17 protein-coding genes and 1 tRNA gene are annotated in these 19165 nt (G+C 68.3%); 9 read left to right on the top strand and 9 right to left on the bottom strand.

Going from position 1 to position 19165, the window contains the following annotated elements:
• Nucleotides 1-22 precede the first annotated feature (22 nt).
• On the top strand, nt 23-1378 hold the full coding sequence (locus Q0P60_RS10455) for a Gfo/Idh/MocA family oxidoreductase (protein WP_294992363.1): 1356 nt from the start codon (nt 23-25) through the stop codon (nt 1376-1378).
• A 117-nt stretch (nt 1379-1495) separates the two neighbouring features.
• Nucleotides 1496-1894, top strand: coding sequence for a hypothetical protein (locus Q0P60_RS10450; RefSeq protein ID WP_294992360.1), 399 nt, complete (start codon nt 1496-1498; stop codon nt 1892-1894).
• A 111-nt stretch (nt 1895-2005) separates the two neighbouring features.
• Here the strand turns inward: Q0P60_RS10450 and Q0P60_RS10445 are convergent.
• Nucleotides 2006-2082, bottom strand: a tRNA-Arg gene (locus Q0P60_RS10445).
• Nucleotides 2083-2232: 150 nt separating this feature from the next.
• Here Q0P60_RS10445 and ubiA point away from each other — a divergent pair.
• The 3 genes from ubiA (at nt 2233) to Q0P60_RS10430 (ending at nt 5156) form a co-directional block, all read left to right on the top strand.
• Nucleotides 2233-3126: a 4-hydroxybenzoate octaprenyltransferase gene (ubiA, locus tag Q0P60_RS10440; protein ID WP_294992357.1), complete on the top strand. Its 894-nt coding sequence runs from the start codon at nt 2233-2235 to the stop codon at nt 3124-3126.
• A 167-nt stretch (nt 3127-3293) separates the two neighbouring features.
• Nucleotides 3294-4718 carry a TIGR00366 family protein gene (locus Q0P60_RS10435; RefSeq protein ID WP_294992354.1) on the top strand — a complete coding sequence of 475 codons (1425 nt, stop codon included), beginning with the start codon at nt 3294-3296 and terminating at the stop codon, nt 4716-4718.
• 273 nt (nt 4719-4991) lie between these two features.
• Nucleotides 4992-5156: a hypothetical protein gene (locus tag Q0P60_RS10430; protein ID WP_294992352.1), complete on the top strand. Its 165-nt coding sequence runs from the start codon at nt 4992-4994 to the stop codon at nt 5154-5156.
• Nucleotides 5157-5210: 54 nt separating this feature from the next.
• Here the strand turns inward: Q0P60_RS10430 and Q0P60_RS10425 are convergent, their stop codons facing one another.
• Nucleotides 5211-5837 (bottom strand): YiiX/YebB-like N1pC/P60 family cysteine hydrolase, encoded by a 627-nt coding sequence (locus Q0P60_RS10425; RefSeq protein WP_294992350.1) that lies wholly within the window; start codon nt 5835-5837, stop codon nt 5211-5213.
• 80 nt (nt 5838-5917) lie between these two features.
• Between Q0P60_RS10425 and Q0P60_RS10420 the strand changes: the two genes are divergently transcribed.
• Complete coding sequence (locus tag Q0P60_RS10420; protein ID WP_294992347.1) at nt 5918-6442, top strand: hypothetical protein; 525 nt, start codon at nt 5918-5920, stop codon at nt 6440-6442.
• A 72-nt stretch (nt 6443-6514) separates the two neighbouring features.
• Nucleotides 6515-8359, top strand: a complete 1845-nt coding sequence (locus Q0P60_RS10415) for a M3 family metallopeptidase (RefSeq protein ID WP_294992344.1) — start codon at nt 6515-6517, stop codon at nt 8357-8359.
• Nucleotides 8360-8384: 25 nt separating this feature from the next.
• Here the strand turns inward: Q0P60_RS10415 and Q0P60_RS10410 are convergent, their stop codons facing one another.
• The 3 genes from Q0P60_RS10410 to Q0P60_RS10400 are packed head-to-tail and all read right to left on the bottom strand — an operon-like array spanning nt 8385 to nt 11031.
• Nucleotides 8385-9056 carry a VOC family protein gene (locus Q0P60_RS10410; protein ID WP_294992341.1) on the bottom strand — a complete coding sequence of 224 codons (672 nt, stop codon included), beginning with the start codon at nt 9054-9056 and terminating at the stop codon, nt 8385-8387.
• A 54-nt stretch (nt 9057-9110) separates the two neighbouring features.
• On the bottom strand, nt 9111-10190 hold the full coding sequence (locus Q0P60_RS10405; RefSeq protein ID WP_294992338.1) for an alpha/beta fold hydrolase: 1080 nt from the start codon (nt 10188-10190) through the stop codon (nt 9111-9113).
• A 13-nt stretch (nt 10191-10203) separates the two neighbouring features.
• Complete coding sequence (locus tag Q0P60_RS10400) at nt 10204-11031, bottom strand: AraC family transcriptional regulator (protein WP_294992334.1); 828 nt, start codon at nt 11029-11031, stop codon at nt 10204-10206.
• 276 nt (nt 11032-11307) lie between these two features.
• Between Q0P60_RS10400 and Q0P60_RS10395 the strand changes: the two genes are divergently transcribed.
• Nucleotides 11308-13710: a TonB-dependent receptor gene (locus Q0P60_RS10395; RefSeq protein ID WP_294992331.1), complete on the top strand. Its 2403-nt coding sequence runs from the start codon at nt 11308-11310 to the stop codon at nt 13708-13710.
• Nucleotides 13710-15014, top strand: a complete 1305-nt coding sequence (locus Q0P60_RS10390; RefSeq protein WP_294992327.1) for an aminotransferase class V-fold PLP-dependent enzyme — start codon at nt 13710-13712, stop codon at nt 15012-15014. Before Q0P60_RS10395 ends, Q0P60_RS10390 begins: the two co-directional genes overlap by 1 nt.
• A 106-nt stretch (nt 15015-15120) precedes the next feature.
• On the opposite strand, the gene Q0P60_RS10385 is transcribed toward Q0P60_RS10390, so the two are convergent.
• The 4 genes from Q0P60_RS10385 to Q0P60_RS10370 are packed head-to-tail and all read right to left on the bottom strand — an operon-like array spanning nt 15121 to nt 18999.
• Complete coding sequence (locus tag Q0P60_RS10385; protein WP_294992324.1) at nt 15121-16641, bottom strand: PLP-dependent aminotransferase family protein; 1521 nt, start codon at nt 16639-16641, stop codon at nt 15121-15123.
• Between the two features lie 9 nt (nt 16642-16650).
• Nucleotides 16651-17250, bottom strand: a complete 600-nt coding sequence (locus Q0P60_RS10380; RefSeq protein WP_294992320.1) for a DUF6436 domain-containing protein — start codon at nt 17248-17250, stop codon at nt 16651-16653.
• The gene (locus Q0P60_RS10375) at nt 17250-17528 is read right to left on the bottom strand and encodes a hypothetical protein (protein WP_294992316.1); all 279 of its coding nucleotides are present in this window, start codon (nt 17526-17528) and stop codon (nt 17250-17252) included. Before Q0P60_RS10375 ends, Q0P60_RS10380 begins: the two co-directional genes overlap by 1 nt.
• Nucleotides 17529-17583: 55 nt before the next feature.
• Nucleotides 17584-18999 (bottom strand): PLP-dependent aminotransferase family protein, encoded by a 1416-nt coding sequence (locus Q0P60_RS10370; protein ID WP_294992313.1) that lies wholly within the window; start codon nt 18997-18999, stop codon nt 17584-17586.
• Nucleotides 19000-19165: the final 166 nt, after the last annotated feature.

The raw sequence follows: 19165 nt of genomic DNA, 5'->3' as shown, positions 1-19165 counted from the left end.
GCCAAGAGGAGAGATGTTTGCCATGAAGCGTAGGGAATTCATCGCGGCCAGTGCCGCTGTCGCCGCCAGCAGCCTGCTGCCGCAGACCCCGGCATGGGCGCGCGGGCGCAAAGTGCGCCTGGCCATGATCGGCACCGGCATGCGTGGCCTGGTGCTGCTGAAGGAGCTGGTGCGCCGCGACGACGTCGAGGTCGTTGCGGTGTGCGATATCGAGCCGATCATGCTCGGCCGCGCGGTGGAGATGATCAGCAAGGCCGGCAAGCCGGCGCCGAAGACCTACGGCCAGGACCGTGACAGCAACGCCTGGAAGCGCCTGCTGGAACAGAAGGGCATCGATGGCGTGATCATCGCCACGCCGTGGGAGTACCACGCGCCGATGGCGATTGCCGCGATGCAAGCCGGGGTAGCCGTAGGCTGCGAAGTGGTGGCTGGCATCACCCTGCAGGATCACTGGGATGTGCTGAAGACCCAGCTGAGCACCGGCACCCCGTACATGCTGCTGGAGAACGTCTGCTACCGCCGCGACGTGATGGCGGCGCTGCAGATGGTGCGCCAGGGCCTGTTCGGCGAACTGGTGCACCTGCAGGCCGGCTACCAGCACGACCTGCGTGGCGTGAAGTTCAATTCCGGCGACCCCAACCAGCCGTATGACAGCGGCGTGGAGTTCGGCCCCAAGGGCTGGAGCGAAGCACGCTGGCGCACCGAGCATTCGGTCGAGCGCAACGGCGAGCTGTATCCCAGCCATGGCATCGGCCCGTGCGCGATGTACACCGGGATCAACCGCGGCAACCGCTTCACCCACATCAATGCCTTTGCCACCAAGGCGCGCGGCCTGCACGAATACACCGTGGCCAAGAGTGGCGGTACCACGCACCCCAGCACCAAGGTGAAGTTCAAGCTGGGTGACATCGTCACCACCACCCTGGCCTGCGAGAACGGCGAGACCATCCTGCTGCAGCACGACACCTCGTTGCCGCGCCCGTACTCGATGGGCTTCCGCGTGCAGGGCACCAAGGGCCTGTGGATGGACGTCAACCATTCGATCCACATTGAAGGACGCAGCCCGCCGCACCAGTGGGAAGAGTTCAAGAAGTACCAGGACGAGTACGAGCACCCGCTGTGGAAGCAGAATGCGGAGACCGCGGCCAGCGCAGGCCACGGCGGCATGGACTGGTTCGTCATCCATGCCTTCGTGGAAGCGCTGAAGGCCAAGGCGCCGATGCCGATCGACATCTACGACGCCGTGACCTGGAGCGCGATCACGCCGCTGAGCGAGCAGTCGATCGCCAACAGCTTCCAGACGCTGGAGTTCCCGGACTTCACCGCAGGCGCGTGGAAGCAGCGCAAGCCGATTTTCGCGTTCGACGGAAAGTACTGAGACTTACCCCCTTCCACGCTGTGACGACAACGCCGGGCATTGCCCGGCGTTGTCGTCTGCGCGGTGCGTGTGCACAATCACCCCTATCCTTGGCAGTACGGCTGAAGGAGTTCGCGGATGCCCTGGCTCGGATTCTCCTGTCCGCTCTGCGGCTTCCACGGGCAGCGCTTTCCCTTCCTGTCTGCACTGAAGCGGCAGGCCAAGGTGGCCTGCTGCGGATGCGGGGTTGTTCTGCGGTCGGACCCCCGATTGGGCACGTACACGCTCTATGTGATGTGCACGCAGGTCTTCGCGCTGCTGCTGGCGTTGCCACTGGTCTGGGCCGTTTCCGCCAGGGCATGGGGATGGCGGGGGCTGATCGTGCTGACGGGGCTGGTACCGTGCTGGATGCTGGGCGCGATCCGGCACGCGCGCAGCCCGATCGTTCGCGCCACGCGGGACCCCAACCGCAGCTATGCGCGCAGGGAATCCATGAGGGATGCGGAAGCACCGTCCCAGGACCAGAACGGCCCATGACGGCGTTCGACGCGGCCTTTCCAACCTGCATGTGAGCGGGGGCCATCCTGCCGAGCAGCCGGTTCCGCACGCTGTGGAGCGGTCGGCGACGATGATCGAGGCAGGGAAAGATGGCGCGCCCGGAGGGATTCGAACCCCCGACCAATGGCTTCGGAAGCCACTACTCTATCCGGCTGAGCTACGGGCGCGTTGTAGAACCGCCACGCCGTCGACCAGTGCCGGGGCGGGCATCGCAGCGCCATGAGGCGGTGCGGGATGGGCATTCTATCCAGTTTCGCCGAACAAATCTCCCCCCGCCGGGCAAAGCCCTGCCAGAGGGGCAGGAGTATCCTATCGCCATGGCTGATACCCCCCTCACTTCGCCGCAGTCGCCGGCGACGCCGCGTTGGCGGCATTACTGGAGTCTGATGCGCGCCGATCGCCCGATCGGCACGCTGCTGCTGCTGTGGCCCACCTGGTGGGCGTTGTGGCTGGCCGCCGGCGGCCTGCCGCCGCTGTGGACCCTGTTCGTGTTCACCGCCGGTGTGTGGCTGACCCGCTCGGCCGGTTGCGTCATCAACGACTATGCCGACCGCTGGCTCGATCCGCACGTGGAGCGGACCAGGACGCGCCCGCTGGCCACCGGCGCGATCAGTGGCCGCGCCGCGCTGGCGCTGTTCGCGGTGCTGATGCTGGTGGCGTTCGGCCTGGTGCTGACCCTGAACGGGTTGACCATCGGCCTGAGCTTCATCGGTGTGTTCCTTGCCGCCAGCTATCCCTATCTGAAGCGCTACACGCATCTGCCGCAGGTCTACCTGGGCATGTCGTTCGGCTGGGGCATCCCGATGGCGTTCGCCGCCGTGCAGGGTGAAGTGCCGATGCTGGGCTGGCTGCTGTACGCCGGCAACATCCTGTGGTCCACCGCCTATGACACCTGGTATGCCATGGTGGACCGCGAGGACGACCTGAAGATGGGCTCGCACTCCACTGCGATCCTGTTCGGTGATCTCGACCTGGTCATCCAGGGCGTGCTGTACGCACTGTTCCTGGCCACCATGGCGCTGGTCGGCGTGCGCGGCGGCCTGGGCGGCTACTACCTGGCAGGCGTGGCTGTGGCCACGGCGCTGGTGGTGTACGAGTTCTGGATCTGCCGCAACCGCGAGCGCGGGCCGTGCTTCCGGGCGTTCCTGCACAACAACTGGGTGGGTGCCGCCTTGTTCGCCGGCATTGCCGTGGATCTGGCGCTGCGCTGAGCACACGAGATGGGTAGAGCCGGCCGCTGGCCGGCTGCACCCGTATGCGGTACCGAGGTTGCCGGCCAGCGGCCGGCACTACCACCCTGCCACCTACGACCAATAGGTGGCTGACAGCCTGCATCGCACCGCCCAGAATCGAGTGATCGAACCTGGGAGGGTAGGCGATGGCCTCGACGGCAGCAGTACAGGACGGCTGGATGGCGCGCGCTGCGCTGCGCTCGGCCGCCTGGGCGGAAAAGTGGTTCCCCGACGCCTACGTGTTCGCGGTGCTGGGCGTGGTCATCGTCGCGTTGGCCTCGATGGGGTTCGGCGCCACCCCGCAGGCCACTGCCAGTGCCTTCGGTGACGGCTTCTGGAGCCTGATTCCGTTCACCATGCAGATGGCCTTCGTGGTCATCGGCGGCTACGCCGTGGCGACCGCACCGGTGGTTGCGCGCTTCATCGACTTCCTCGCGCGGGTGCCGCGTACCGGTCGTGGCGCGGTGGTGTACGTGGGCCTGGTCAGCATGCTGGCCTCGCTGCTGAGCTGGGGCTTCTCGCTGGTGTTCGGCGGCCTGTTGGTTCGCGCGCTGGCGCGCCGCACCGAACTGCGCATGGACTACCGCGCCGCCGGCGCCTCGGCCTACCTGGGGCTGGGGGCGGTGTGGGCGATGGGGCTGAGTTCCTCGGCCGCACAGCTGCAGGCCAACCCGGCCAGCATGCCGCCGGGCCTGGTCGAGATCACCGGCGTCCTGCCGTTCACCGAAACCATTTTCCTGTGGCAGTCGATCGCGCTGACCGCGGTGCTGATCCTGGTCTCGCTGCTGATTGCCTGGCTGACCGCACCGGCGGCCGGCAGCGCCCGGACCGCCGAGGACTTCCCCGGTGCCGCGCAGGCCGAGCCGGAACCGCTGCAGCGACGTACGCGTCCGGGCGAATGGCTGGAATACAGCCCGCTGCTGACCGTGTTGCTCTCGTTGCTGGCATTCGGCTGGTTGTTCAACGAGTTCGCCAACAAGCCGGTGGTTACCGCCATCGCCAACCTCAACACCTACAACTTCCTGTTCATCTCGCTGGGCCTGCTGCTGCACTGGCGCCCGCGCAGCTTCCTCAACGCGGTGGCCAAGGCGGTGCCGAGCACCACCGGCGTGCTGATCCAGTTCCCGCTGTACGGTGGCATCGCGATGATCCTCACCCATGCCGCCGGTGGCGATGGGCAGACACTGGCGCATCGGCTGTCGAGCCTGTTCGTGCACGTGGCCAGTACCGACAGCTTCGCACTGGTGATGGGCGTGTATTCGGCGGTGCTGGGCTTCTTCGTGCCCTCCGGTGGTGGCAAGTGGATCATCGAGGCACCGTACGTGATGCAGGCCGCCAACGAGCTGAAGGCGCATCTGGGCTGGGCGGTGCAGGTCTACAACGCGGCCGAGGCACTGCCGAACCTGATCAATCCGTTCTGGATGTTGCCGCTGCTGGGCGTGCTGGGCCTGAAGGCGCGCGACATCGTGGGCTTCACCTTCATCCAGCTGCTGGTGCACATCCCGCTGGTGCTGGGCCTGCTGTGGCTGCTGGGCTTGACCCTGGCCTATGTGCCGCCGGTGATGCCCTGAGGGCAGCGCCGGCCTCGCGGCATGCTCCGGAGGCCAGCCTCGTTTCGCGCGCGTTCGCTGTGGTGAATGCCATGAATGCGAGCGTTGCCCGTGCTGGAATGAGTACATGAAGAACCCGCATGAATCCTTCAGGGGCTTGTGCGACAAGGGCCTTCGCGCGTTCATTCACGCGCGTACACATGGATGTAGCCGCCCGCGAACGCGCGATTAACCAATCGCTGCAGACGATGGCCCCGTCCACCGCATTCCGCGCGTGGCGTTGGAGAATCGGACATGGCACAGCAGAACCAGAACCCGAACCAGAAGCAGCCGGGCCAGCAGAACCAGCAGGATCCGCAGCAGGGACGCGGCCGTGATCAGCAGCAGCAACAGCAGCAGGACCAGCAGCAGCGCGACAAGCGCAACCAGCAGCAGGGCGGCCACGACGAAGAAGAATGATCGCGCCGCGCACGCGGTGTGACCGGAGGAGCCCCGCCTTGTGCGGGGCTTCGCTTATTCCAGTACGCCGATACGCTGCAGGACCGGCGCGGCCGACATGTCGTTCGGATTGGTGCCGGGCTGATCCTGCGGCACGTCCAGGCCCATGCCGCGGTACAGGTCGATCCAGTGCTGCGCGATCTGCCCGGTCTGCGGGTTGCGGAAGTTCATCGGCTGCAGCGCGAACACGTGGTGCGCACGGAACGCGCGCTCGATGAAGTCCGAGCAGTAGTAGCTGTCCTCGTTCAACACGTAGGACGTGTTGTACGGCTTGCCCAGCATCGTACGCGCGGTGGCGACCGCGTCCCTGATCGCTGCCTGTTGCGGCGCGCGCAGGCGGTAGACCACGATCTGCCGCTGCTTGGCCCGGGCGTCCTGGCGGAACGCGGCCAGTGACTGCTGGCGCGAGCCTTTCTCGTCCGCATGCAGAACCTGCCAGCCCTCCGCCGCGGAGGCGAGCAGGGCGACATGGTCGAAGCTCTGCGAATCCTGCCGGGCAGTGGCATCGTCGATGGCCGCGCTGAGGCCGCTGTGGCCAGCGGTGACGAACAGCAGGTCGCCTTCGCGGACTTCGACGCCCTTCGCCATCGCGGGCGACAGGGCTGGCAGCAGCAGGGCGAACAGGAGCAGCAGGCGGCGCATGGGCATCTCGGCAGGCGGAATGCGGGAAGTGTAGGCGGCGCGGTAGCATGGGGCGAACGAACCGGATTCAGGATGAGCCCATGCGTCGATACCGTTCTGCTGCCGTGCTGATGCTGGCCCTGGTTCTGGCCCTGGCTGCCTGCAGGCCTGCGCCGCAGGCCGCGCCCGCAGCCAAGGTCGCGCCCGCCGTGCCGGCACAGACGGCACTGGCAGCGCCGCCGACCGCGGCCGGGCCGACGCCAGCAGCGGGCCGCAGCGAATGCCGCTACCCGGGTTTCGACACGTTCCTGAGCCACTTCGGCAACGAGATCACGCTGCAGGAACAGGCCACTGCCGATCCGTTGCTGGACAGCTACATCGATGCAGAGGCCGAGCCGGAACCGCGCAAGGTGGAAAGCCGCCTGGCGCTGGCCGATGTCGAGTGGCCGGTGATGCCCGATCCGGCCGCCCTGGCCGGGCAGGGCCGTGAGATGCAGGTCAGCTCTACGGCGGAGGGGCAGCGGCAGGTACAGGTGCGCACGCCGGACAGCAGCGACCAGCAGACCTACACGTTCGCGCAGACCCCCTGCTGGACGCTGGTCAAGCGCGAGGATGAGTCGATCTGAGGCCGCATCCGGCACAGTCATGGCGGGCTGCGGCTGCTAGGCTCGAGGCCTGGTCCAGGCAGGGAGACGCCGATGCAGGCTCGCAGGATGCGCACCACCCCCGTCGTTGCCGTAGTGCTGGCGATGATGCCGTTCACCGGCCTGCAGGCGCAGTCGCTGCAGGCCAACGATCGCGCCTACTTCGCCACTGCGGCGGCCGAGCAGAGCGCGCGTGATGCACTGGGCCAGCGCGTGGAGGCCCTGCAGCAGGCCTCCGCCGTCGATCCTGCGGAACGCTTCCAGCAGGCCGAGGCACTGGAGTCGCAGTGCCTGCGCCATCTCGCCTATCTGCACCTGCAGTCGGCGCGCAACGCGCGCGACCACCGCCCGGCACAGGCACTGGAGCAGACGGCGGGGCTGTGCAGCCGCATCGCGCGCAGCGGTCGTGCGGCGCTGCGCGAGTCTCCCGCAGATGCGGCGTGGGCAGCGCCGTATGCCTTCCTGCGCGCGCGTGCGCTGAAGGAGGCGGCCACGCCGGCCAACGCCACGCTGGATGAGGCCGTGGAGGCCCTGGCGGATCCGGCGCTGGACAGCTTCGGGCGCCTGCGCGGGCAGATCCTGCGCAGTGCCGACTACCCGCAGATCGAACGCGATGGCCGGCACTGGGATACCGGACGCGACAAGCAGGCATTGGCCCGGCAGTCGGACCGTGCGCTGCGCGAGGCGGGCTGGAAAGGGTACTGGCAGGGGCTGCAGTCGCGGCGTGAGCCGATGGCCACGGTGCTGCTGGGGCTGGTACAGGTGAACGACGCCAGCGCACGCCTGCAGGGCGATGGCTCGGCCCCGGCGCGTGGCTACCAGCGCATGGGCCTGGATGCCGCGGCGGTGGATGCCACGCTGGTGGCGATCGAACACCACGCGGGCGATCGCCGCGCGTACCAGGACATGCTGCTGCGCCACGCCGCGCGTTCCGGCATCGATGCGCCGCAGCTCTGGGATACCACCGTACCGGACGCGGGATTCACGCCACCGGTGCTGACCCTGGCGCAGCTGCGCGACACCGCTGCCGACGCCATGCAGCACCTGGGGCCGGCCTACGTCACCGAGCTGCACGCGCTGCTCGATCCGGCCAACCAGCGTATGGACCTGGCCAGTGAACGCGGCGACCGCAGCCAGGATGCATTCTCGGTGAGCGCTCCCGGCAGCCCGGCCATGCTGTTCGTCGGCGTACGCAGGGGCGATCTGGAAAGCGACGTGGAGATCGCGCATGAAGCCGGGCATGCGCTGCACAGCGAGTGGATGCAGCGCGACCATGCGTCGCCGCTGCAGCGCAACGGCAGCAAATGGCTGACCGAGGCGTTCGCCATCTACAACGAACTGCACTTCCGCGACCAGCTGTACCGGCAGGCACAGGACCCGCGCGCCAAGGCCTATTACCTGAAGTCGCTGCTGGACGACATGGTGCTGCAGCTGTTCACCTCGTCCGAAGAGGCTCAGCTGGAGCAGTCGATCTATCGTGGCGTGGCGGCAGGCACGCTGGGCACCGCCGATGATCTGGACACGTTGACCGGCCAGGTGCTGGCACGCTTCGGCCAGCAACCAGAGCGCTATCCGCAGCTGCGCGCGACCTGGATCAACAAGCGCCTGATGTATGAAGACCCGAACTACCTGGTGAACTACCTGTATGCGGGGTTGCTGGCGGTGCAGCTGTACGCGCAGGACCAACGTGACCCGGAGGGCTTCCGCCAGCGCTATCTCGGCGTGCTGGGCGAAGGCTTCGACCGCGCGCCGCAGGAGCAGGTGGCGCAGCTGCTGGGCCATGCTGCGGATTGGCCAGCGCTGGTTGACGCCGACCTGCAGGTGTTCCGGCAGACGGCCGCGCGGCTGCAGGCGCTGCACGCACAGATCGAGGCCGGGCAGGCCACGCGCACGCAGTAGCGTGCGTCAGGCCTGCGCCGCGGGCTCAGATCGCGACGACCCGCCAGCCCAGCGCATCGTCGCGGAGCTCGCCGGCGCCCGCCACGCCGCCCACCTGCAGCTGCAGGCCCTGCGCGTTCGGCAAATCCTTCTGCTCGGGGAACCAGCGTCGATCCGCCGCAACCACGATCAGCAGGCCCTCGTCGTCGCCCATTGGGGCGAACTGCGGCGAGGGTGGGCTGATCGGCTGCAGGCCGAACTGTTGCTGTGACTGAGCGCGCACGCTGTCGACATCATGGCTGGGCAAGCCGACTTCACTCAGGCAGGTCAGTTCGCTGCCATGGAACCGGCCCGGGTGGCTGCCGTGCGGCAGGCGTCGGCGGCCGATCAGCTCCAGGATCAGGCCGTCGGGACCGGTGAAGTACACCGACTGCGATTGCCAGCTGCTTTCCAGCGCGAAGTAGTCCAGCCCTGCAGGATTGCGCTGCAGCGGTGTGCGCTCGCGCAACCAGGTGATGGCCTCGCCGAAGCGGTTGTCCGGCACGTTGAAGGCCAGGTGCACGCCGCCGACCGGTTGATCCCCCGCCGGTTGCAGTTCGATCGTGCTCCAGCCGATGTGCACGTGATTGCCGACCACGCGCAGCTGCAGCACGTCGTGGAAGTAGGCCGCGGCGGTGGCCACATCGGATACCGGCAGGACGAGATGAAGCAGGCGCATGAATGATCCTCCATCGACATGCCCACTGTAGCGCCGGGCGATGCGCGGGAGCCACTAGCGCAGGGACTGGCCGAAGAAGCGCACGGCGGTTTCCAGCGCCTGCCGCTGGGTGTCGGCCTTCGGCACCGCGGTGGCGCACAGCGCCGGCAGCTGTCGCAGGCCTGCGGGTGCACAGGCGGAGAGGAAGTCGTAGTGACCCACTCCTGGCAGGCGCTGCAGTTCGGCGCCTGCAATCGACGCCTGCGCGGCCTCGCCATTGCTCTGCGGTGGTGCAACCGTATCCGCCTCGCCCAGCATGATCGACACCGGCTGCCGCAGCGCCGCCAGTTGCCCGGGTGGGAAGGCCTGCACGATGGCCGGGGCCAGCAGGAACACCGCGCGCACGCCGGGAATCGCGCGCGGATCGTTGGCATGCTGGACCCACGGCGCCAGCGCGGGTGACGCGGCGGCAGCGAGGCGGGCATCCATCGTATGCGTGGCGGCTTCCTGCTGGGGCCGGCATACGCCGTCATCCGGATGTGCGCCGCAGAACGCCAGCAGCCGCTGCAGGTCGGGCCGTGCGCCGGCCGCCAGCAATGCGGTGTAGCCGCCGGCCGAGAACCCAGCCACGCCCAGCCGCTCAGGATCGATGTGCGCAGCGAACGCCGGGTCGGCCTGCACCGCCGCCAGCGCGGCACGCAGATCGTCGGCACGCAGCCAGCTCAGTACGCTGCCGGGCAGGGTCATCGGATCGGCACCATTGTTGCCGGGATGATCGACCGCGATCACCAGGTAGCCGGCCCGCGCCAACCCCGTACCCAGCCAGCCCATCATGCGCGCGCTGCCGCCGTTGCCGTGCGAGAGCAGCAGCGTTGGCAGGCGACCGCCGGCAATCGGGGCATCCATCGCCGCGCGGCCGACCTCGAACAGGGGCGCATCGGGCGGGCCGATCACCAGCGCGGTTTCGTCGCTGCCTGCGGGCGCCGGGTACCACACCGTATAGCGCAGGGTGTCGCGCTGCTGCGCGTCGCGCACCGCAGCGCTGGCCAGCGTGGTGGTGCCGTGGCGCTCGCCGGCCACCCCGGTACCGCCGGCGTTGGCGATCACGCTGCAGGCCATCAGGATCAATCCCAGCACGGCGGCGGGCAGGTGCATGTTCAACTCCATGTCAGCGCGGGCGTTCGTCCACCGGCAACCAGATCTCCACGCCGCCGTTGCCGGTGTGCTCATCGAAACGCGTGTCGTAGCGTTCCAGGTCCGGTGCATCGGCCAGGCCGAGACCGGAACCGGGCAGGTAGTGGTCCAGCAGCCAGAACCAGGTCGAGCGGATGGTCGAGATATGCCCGCCGTGCCAGGCCACCAGGTAGCGCCGCGCCGGAACCTCCAGCCGTTGCCAGTGCGCGGGCAGGGTCGGCAGCGAAGCGGCGGGCAAGGCGGCGATGTAATCAAAGCCACCGTCGTCATCGCTGTTGCAGCAGACGCCGAAACTGATCGGCGCCGGGGCGGGCCATTCGCGGTTGAGTTGGGCCCACTGTCCCGGTATGGCGCCACCGCTGGTGCGGGTATGGCGCATGCCGATGCCGGCCAGCTGGAAGGCGGGCGTATCGAGCAGCCGTGGTGCTTCGGTGCAGGCGGTAGGCGCATCGTCTACCCGGATCGCCTGCACCAGTGCCAGCCCACGGGTGCCGTGCTCGCGGACCCGTTCCGGGGTCTGCCCGAACTGTTCGCAGAAGGCGCGGGTGAACGCGGCATGGGTGGTGTAGCCCGCGCCCAGCGCAACCTGCAGGATGTCGCCTGCACCCTCGGCAAGCCGCTGTGCGGCTGCGGTCAGGCGCCGGCCGCGCAGGTAGCGCATCACCGACGTTCCGGTGCGCGCCTGGAACAGGCGTGACAGGTGGAACGGCGAAAGCCCGGCCGCGGCGGCGATATCGGCCAGCGCCAGTGGCGACTCTGCGTGGGTTTCGATGTACCACAAGGCCTTGCCTGCCGCGCTCATGCTGCTGTTCCGGAATCCATTGCCGGGCACAGTAGCGGATCGGCGGGTGCAGCGTTTAGCAGTTCTTGCGCTGCCAGCGCTTTGCGTCGGCTGGTGGCCCGGCAGCCCGCTCAGCCACGCCTGGCGTGGATCTACCGCGTATGCGCGCACGCGCACATCAAGCTGTCGTGCCGACGTCATGCCTTCTTCACAGAGCGCGCCGAGACTGCGCGCCTTGTCCAGGCCTGATGTGTCCGAGCAGGTGCTGGCCCTGTCGTGCCCTTCCGGAGCCCTGCCGTGCATCGTTCGAAGCTTTCGCGTTCCATCCTCCTCGCCCTTTCCATGGCCAGCGCAGGAGGCGCGATCGCAGCGGAGGCTGACGCGGTCGATGCCTCCGGCAGCCGCCACGCGGCGCCGACCCAGCTTGATGCGATGCTGGTCACCGGCACCCGCGCCTCCAACCGCACCCAGTTCGAAACGCTGGCACCGGTGGATGTCTTCAGCAAGGAAGACATCAGGTCGGTCGAGTCCACCGACCTGAAGGACGTACTGGCACAGCTGGTGCCGTCGTTCGTGGTGCAGCGGCTGCCGATGGCGGATGGCCAGGTGTTCGTGCGCCCGGCCACGCTGCGCGGCCTGTCGCCGGACCAGACCCTGGTGCTCGTCAACGGCCGTCGCTTCCACCGCAGCGCGCTGCTGGGCAACCGCGGCGCACAGGCCGCCGACCTGGCGCAGATTCCGACCAGCGCGATCAAGCGCATCGAAGTGCTGCGCGACGGCGCATCAGCGCAGTACGGCTCGGATGCCATCGCCGGTGTCATCAACATCATTCTCGAGGACGGCCCGGGTAGCGAGATCACCGCGGGGTACTCGCAGTACGCGCAGGGCGACGGTGCGTCGCGTGATTTCAGTGCGCGCACCGGCTGGTCGCTGGGGGACTACGGCAGCCTGGTGCTGTTCGCCGAGTCGTCCAACTCCAATGCCACCTCGCGTACCCGCCAGCGCCCGGATGCCATCGCCTTCCAGGCCGCACATCCGGACCTGCAGGTGCCCGATCCGGTGCAGCGTTGGGGCCAGCCGGACCTGGAGAGCCGCCGTGTCGGCTTCAACGTGAAGGCCAACGCCAGCGATACGCTGGAGCTCTATGCGTTCGGCCTGTACAGCCACAGCGAGGGTGTCAGCGACTTCAACTGGCGCAACCCGGATACCACCACCGGAGCCTACCGCACCACTGCGATCTTCCCCGGCTGGAACCTGCGCTCGTTGTACCCGGTGGGCTTCAGCCCGCAGTACGGCAATACACAGAACGACCTGCAGCTGGTCGGCGGGCTGCGTGGCGAGATCACGCCGAAGCTGCGCTGGGATCTCAGTGCGTCGTATGGCCGCAATGCCATCGACTACAGCCTGAAGAACTCCATCAATGCCTCGCTGGGTCCGGCCAGCCCGACCGCGTTCGACCTCGGCCGGCTGACCCAGACCGAGAAGAACGCCAACGCCGACTTCAACTACGAGTGGGACGTGGCTGCACTGTCCAAGCCGATCAACGTTGCCTTCGGTGGTGAGTTCCGCCAGGAAACCTACCAGGTGCGCGCCGGTGATCCGGCCTCGTACGCAGTGGGACCGGGTGCCGCTGCTGGCCTGGAGGCCAATTCAAACGGCGCGCCGGGCTTCTCGGCCAGCCAGGCCGGGCAGTGGAGCCAGCGCAGCAAAGCGGCCTACGTGGATATGGAAGTACCGCTCGGCGAGCGCTGGAGCATCGGTGCGGCCAGCCGCTACGAGGACTTCTCCAGCTTCGGCAGCACGCTGGATGGCAAGCTCTCGGCGCGCTTTGCGATCACCCCGGACGTGGCCCTGCGCGGTACCGTGTCCAGCGGCTTCCGCGCGCCGACGCCCGCGCAGCTCAATACCACCAGCACCACCCAGGGCCTGGACACGCGCACGCTGCAGATCTTCACCAGCGGCCGCCTGTCGCCGAACGACCCGCTGGCGCAACTGCTCGGTGCCAAGCCGCTGAAGCCGGAGGAATCGCGCACCGCCTCGCTGGGCCTGACCTGGCGTACCGACCTGGGCCTGTCCGGTTCGGTGGACCTCTACCAGATCAAGCTCACCGACCGCTTCAGCCAGTCCGCCAGCTTCGCCATTCCGCGCGGCACGCCGAATCCGCTGGGCTATACCTCGGTGAACTACTTCACCAACGACTTCGACACCACCACCACCGGCGTGGATGTGGTCGGCAACTACCTGCGCGAGCTCGGCGCCGGCCGCATGACGCTGACCCTGGCCTACAACTACAACCGCACCCGCGTCGACAACGGCAGCACGTCGGTGGCCACCAACGAAACCCAGCGCGTGCTGTTCGAAGACCGCCTGCCGGAGCACAAGGGCAGCCTCACCGGCAGCTGGGATGTGGGCGCCTGGTCGCTGATGGCGCGGATGCGCTACTACGGTGCCTGGACCGATTCCAGCGGCAATGCAGCGGGAGACATCTACCAGCGCTTCGGCGCGATGAGCTTCCTCGACCTGGCCGTGGGCTACCGCATCAACGAGCACCACAGCCTGCGCGTCGGCGCGGACAATGTGTTCGACCGCTACCCGGACGAGGCCACCTTCCAGGCCAGTCGTGGCCTGGTCTACTCGCGCAACGCTCCGTACGACACCGACGGTGCCAACCTGTACGCGCAGTACCGGTTGAGCTTCTGATGGACCGCAACCGCCGCTCCCTGCTGCGTGCCGGCGTACTGCTGCCGGCCGTCGCGTCCGGCCTGGATACGCTGGCTGCTCCGGCGGCCGCGCGCTACGCTGCGCCAATGGACATTCCCACTTCTTCCGCGGCGCCGGATGTGCTCGCCCGCGATGAGACGTACTGGTCCGCGGTGGCCAGCCACTTCGATATCACCGGTGAGGTGAACCATCTGGAGAACGGCTACTGGGGCGCGATGGGCCGCGAAACGCTGGCCAGCTACCAGCGCCATACCGCCGAGGTGAATCGTGGCAACGCCTGGTACGGCCGTCGTGAGTTCCCGGCGCAGTACATGGCGGTGCAGCAGCAGGTGGCGACGCTGCTGGGCGTGGGCGCCGATGAGATCGCACTGACCCGCGGCGCCACCGAAGCGATGCTGGCGCTGATCGGCGGCTACAACCGCCTGCAGCCCGGTGACCAGGTGTTGTACGCGGATATCGACTACGACAGCATGATCGGCGCAATGCGCTGGCTGCAGCAGCGCCGGGGGGCGCAGGTGGAGCGTATCGCGCTGCCCGCGGTGCCGGACACTGCGCAGATCCTGCAGGCCTACGAGGCGGCCTTCGCGCGGCTGCCACGCCTGAAGCTGGTGCTGCTGACCCAGGTCAGTCATCGTCATGGCCTGGTGCTGCCGGTGGCGGAGATCGCCGAGCGGGCCCGCGCCCGCGGTATCGATGTGATCGTCGATGCGGCACATGGCTTTGGCCAGATCGACTATGTGGTGCCACAGCTCAAGGCCGACTTCGTCGGCATCAACCTGCACAAGTGGATCGGCGCGCCGGTCGGGGTGGGCGCGATGTACGTGCGCAGGGGCCGCGTGAGCGATCTTGACCCCTACATGGGCGAGGCCGATGACGGTCGCGTGGGCAGCCGCGTGCATACCGGCACGGTGAACTTCGCGGCCTACCTGGCCCTGCCCGAAGCGATTGCCCTGCACCAGCGCATCGGTGTGGCCAACAAGCAGGCGCGGCTGCGCTACCTGCGCGAGCGCTGGACGGCACCGGCGCGGCAGATGGCGCATATCGAAGTACTGTCTTCGCCGGATCCGGCGCTGGCCAGTGCGCTGGCCAGCGTGCGCCTGCGTGGACGGGCCAGCGTGGCGGACAACATCGCGTTGCAGAAGCGCCTGCTGGATGAACATCGGGTGTTCACCACCCATCGCGACGGGTTGGAGTCGGGGGCGTGCGTGCGGGTGACGCCGTCGGTGTTCACCCGGCCGGAACAGATGGATGCGTTGGTGACGGCGCTGGCGGCGTTGGCCTGATCGCCGCCGGTCTGGTGGGTGCCGACCAATCTGGTGGGTGCCGACCGTTGGTCGGCACCCTCATGATCTGTGCATGCCATTGCCGGCCAGCGGCCGGCACTACCGCCTAGCGCTCGATCGCCGGCAACGCATCCGACAGCAACAACCGGTCGATCCGCCGCAGCGCACTCTCCAGCTGCCGGCGATCGGCCGCCAGCCCCAGCGACAGGCGCACGCCACTCTGATGCGACACCCCCGGCGGGCAGAACGCCGATGAGGGGGCAATCGCAAGCCCCTGCAGTTGCGCGGTGCGTACCAGGGTGGCATCGGTCCATGGTGCCGGTATCCGGCACCAGGCATGCAACCCTTCGGCGCGCTGCAGCAGCGACGGTGCCAGCAGATAGCGCGCCATGCGCATGCGTTCGCGGGCTTCGCTGCGCACCTGGGCCAGCAGCGACTGCGCCGAGCCGTCCAGCAGCAGCTGGCTGGCCAGTGCCGAGACCAGCGGATGACCCATCAACCGCGTTGCCCGCAGCGCCGCCGTCATCGCCTCGGCGTGCGCCGCACCCGGGCAGCGTACGAACGCGGTGCGCAGGCCGGGGCTGATCACCTTCGACAGCGTGGCCACATAGAACACGTGGCGCGGCGCCAGCGTGGCCAGCGGTGTTGGCGGCTGCTCGGCCAGGTGCCAGTACGGATCGTCCTCGATCGCCAGCAGGCCTTCGCTTTCCAGTACGCGTGCCAGGGCCTGCCGCCGCTGCAGTGGCAGGGTCAATGCGGTCGGGTTCTGGCAGGTGGGGTTGAGGTAGACCAGACGCGCGCCACTTGCGCGTGCCAGCCGGGCCAGTGCGTCGGGACACATGCCGTGTTCGTCGCTGTCCACCGGCAGCAAGCGCCGGCCCAGCGCGGCAGCGGCCTGCAGCAGGCCCGGATAGACCAGCGCATCGCACAGGATGGCGTCGTCGTCGCGGCCCTGGCTGACCAGGATCGCGGCCAGCGCGACCTGCGCGCCCTCGGTCAGCAACAGGCAGGCATCGTCCACCGCACCCAGCATCGGCTGCAGCCAGCGCGCCGCTGCGTGGCGGTCGGTCGGATTGCCGCCGCCCAGGTGATAGGTCATCAGGTTCGGTGCGTTGCTGCGCGCAAGCACGGCGGCGGCACCGCGGCGCAGCGTCTCGGCCAGTGCATCGGCGTCGGGCACCGGCGGCACATTCATGCTCAGGTCCACCACCTGCTCGAAGCCGGCCTTGGGCGGAGCGATGAAGCTGCCTTGTGGGCCGCGTGCTTCGATCAGGCCGCGCTTGCGTGCCTCATCAAACGCGCGGGTGACCGTAGTGAGATCGATGCCGAGCTGTTGCGCCAACGCGCGCTGCGAGGGCAGTCGCTGGCCAGGCGCGAGGCCACCACGGCGCACCGTGCGTTCCAGCGAGTTGACGATGCGCAGGTAGATCGGCCCGTTGTGCGCGAGCACGTCCTGCACCCACTCACGGGCTGCGACATCCGGTCGCGGCATGTACGGAGCATGTCGGGGCGTATCGTTCCTTCCAACGGCGGGAGCCTGTCCATAACCATCGGTCGGTTCGGACAGGTGACCGCCGTTGTTGTTTGCAGCGGCGGCGGCCGCTGCGGCCAGCGTCGGTGATGTCATTGCGCGTCCTCAGCGCTTGGCCTGCCAGGGGCAGTAACAGCCCACGGCAAGCAGTCCTTTCGGGCGCACGGTTTCGCCGCGCACCAGTTTGTCCAGCAGCGGTTCGACAAAGCTGTTGGCCGAGTTGCAGACCATGCCGATGCTGTATGGGCCGGCATAGGCGAGATGGCCCTGGCGGTCCCAGATGGCGACGGCGGGACTGGCCGGAATATGTTCGATGCCGTCGATGGTCGGCAGGTTGATCACCTTGCTGCGCAGCGGTTCGGGCAGCTCGCCCCGGGTGCCGGGGCGGCGGATCGCATAGAAGTCGATGCCGGCGCGGCGGTACATGCTGATCAGGTAGCTCAGGTGCGCGCCGGTTTCGCGGTTGCAGACCGCGCAGGCCGGGTCCCAGAAATGCACCACGCGGATGCGGCCGGTGTCGCCGGCCAGAGGGGCCGGCAGGCGCAGCTGCGAGTCGTCGAAGACGATCGCCTGTTCGGTGAAGCTGGACTGTGCGCTGTAGCCGAAGTACTGCCACAGTGCGCCCGCCACGCCAGCCATGAACAGGCAGGCGAGGGCGATCATGGTCGGCAGCAGCCAGCGACGGCGCGGCGCGGCTGCGCCCATCAGGAATCTGCCCCGCCGAACTTGTGCACGTACTGCTTGCGCATCTCGCGGCAGGAGTCGGCCTGGGCGCGACGCTGGATCTCGCTACGTGCCGGATCCTCGCTGCGCTGCACGCACTGCTCGATGGCGTGGCGCTCGGCGGCCTGCACATCCACGGTCTGCGGCTGCAGGCAGACCCAGGCCAGCGCGGCCAGCATCAGTACGACAAAGCCGCCGCAACCGGCCATCACCAGGTGGAACTTCAGTTTCTCGGCGCGCATCGACGCACGTCCCTTCATCCATACATTGCATACAAAATATCATCTTGTATGGATATCGCGCCATGCACCCGGTTCAGACGATGGCGTTGTGCCGGGCCTCGGGGGCTTCGGACAGGATCTCGTTCAGTTTGGCCAGCGCCCCGGCCAGTGCGCCCTGGTCGACCGCGCCGCCCAGCGACAGGCGGATGGCGTTGCCCGGTGGCGGTTCTTCCACGCTGAAGGCATCCGAGCTGGCGATGCCCAGCCCCTGCTCCTGCGCCGCCTGGATCAACCGGTACTGGTCCAGCCGCGGTGGCAGCGGCAGCCACACATGCAGGCCGGCCGGATGTGCCTGGGCGCGGGAGGGCAGGTAACGGGCGGCAATGGCCTGGCGCTCGCGCAGCTCCTGCTGGAAGCGCTGCACCATGTCCTGGGCCTGGCCGCTGCGGATCCACTGCGAGGCCACTGCCACCATCGACTGGGTCGGCATCAGCGCGATCGCGCGCAGGGCGTCCAGCACCGGCTCCATCGGTTCGCCGGTCGGTACCACCAGGTAGGCGGTGCGCAGGCCCGGCGCCAGGCACTTGGACAGGGTCGAGATGTAGTAGACCGGGCAGCCCGCGTCGCGCCGGGCGGCGAGAGGGGGCGCGGCATCGCCGGCCAGCAACCAGTAGGGATCGTCTTCGATCACGGTCAGATCGTGCCGCCTTGCAACCTCCAGCAGGGCCTGCCGGCGCTGGGCCGACATGGTGGCCGTGGTCGGGTTCTGGATGGTCGGCACCAGGTACAGCAGGCGCGGCGCACGCAGCTGGCAGGCTTCTTCCAGCGCCTCGGGCAGCATGCCTTCGGCATCCATCGCCACCGCCACCACGCCCCGCTGCAGCACCCGCGCGGCGGCCAGCAGGCCGGGGTAGGTCAGCTGTTCGGCGGCAATCAGTTCGCCCGGCTGGGTGCGGGCCAGGATCAGCGCGCACAGCGCGGTCTGGGCGCCGGGGCAGATCACCACCTGGTCGGCAGCCACCGTACCCAGCATCGGCGACAGCCACTGTACGGCGGCAGCGCGGTCCTCGCGGGTGCCGGCGCCGACGTGGTAGCTCATCAGTTCACCCTGGCCCAGCTGCTGGCCTACGTGCTGGAAGCCAGCCTCCATGCCCTGTGCGAACGGCGCGCTGCCCAGCAGCGGCGGGATGTTCATGCTCAGGTCGACCGAGGTGCTGCGGTTGCCGGCCGACAGCGCGATGAAGGTGCCGCCGGCGCCCTGCGCATCGAGTAGGCCGGCCTGGCGCAGCTCGGCAAACGCGCGGGTGACAGTGGTCAGGTCCACGCCCACCTGCTGGGCCAGGTCGCGCTGCGGCGGCAGGCGATCGCCCGGGCGCAGCACTCCGTCGTCCACCGCCTCGCGCACCTGCTGGGCAATCTGCAGGTACAACGGGCCGGCGCCCTCGCGGAAGGGGCGAACCCAGGTCCGGTTGGGGTGTTTCAGGCGGCGGCCGGCGGCAGGTGGCGTCATCGGTCAGTTTTTTCCATACGTGCAGATGCACAAGTCCATACAATCATGTATCTTGTATGGGCTTGATTGGAGTGGCTCGCCTTCTTGTAGGCGACCTCGTACCCACAGTGTAGCCGCTCCACGCCCGGGCGCTGCGCGCAGGCGAGCCGGTCAAGCGCGCTTCTTC

This window comes from uncultured Stenotrophomonas sp., from assembly GCF_945952405.1.
In the GTDB taxonomy this organism is placed as follows: Bacteria; Pseudomonadota; Gammaproteobacteria; order Xanthomonadales; family Xanthomonadaceae; genus Stenotrophomonas.
Note: the sequence above shows the minus strand (reverse complement) of the source record. Positions and strands in the feature narration are given on the sequence as shown.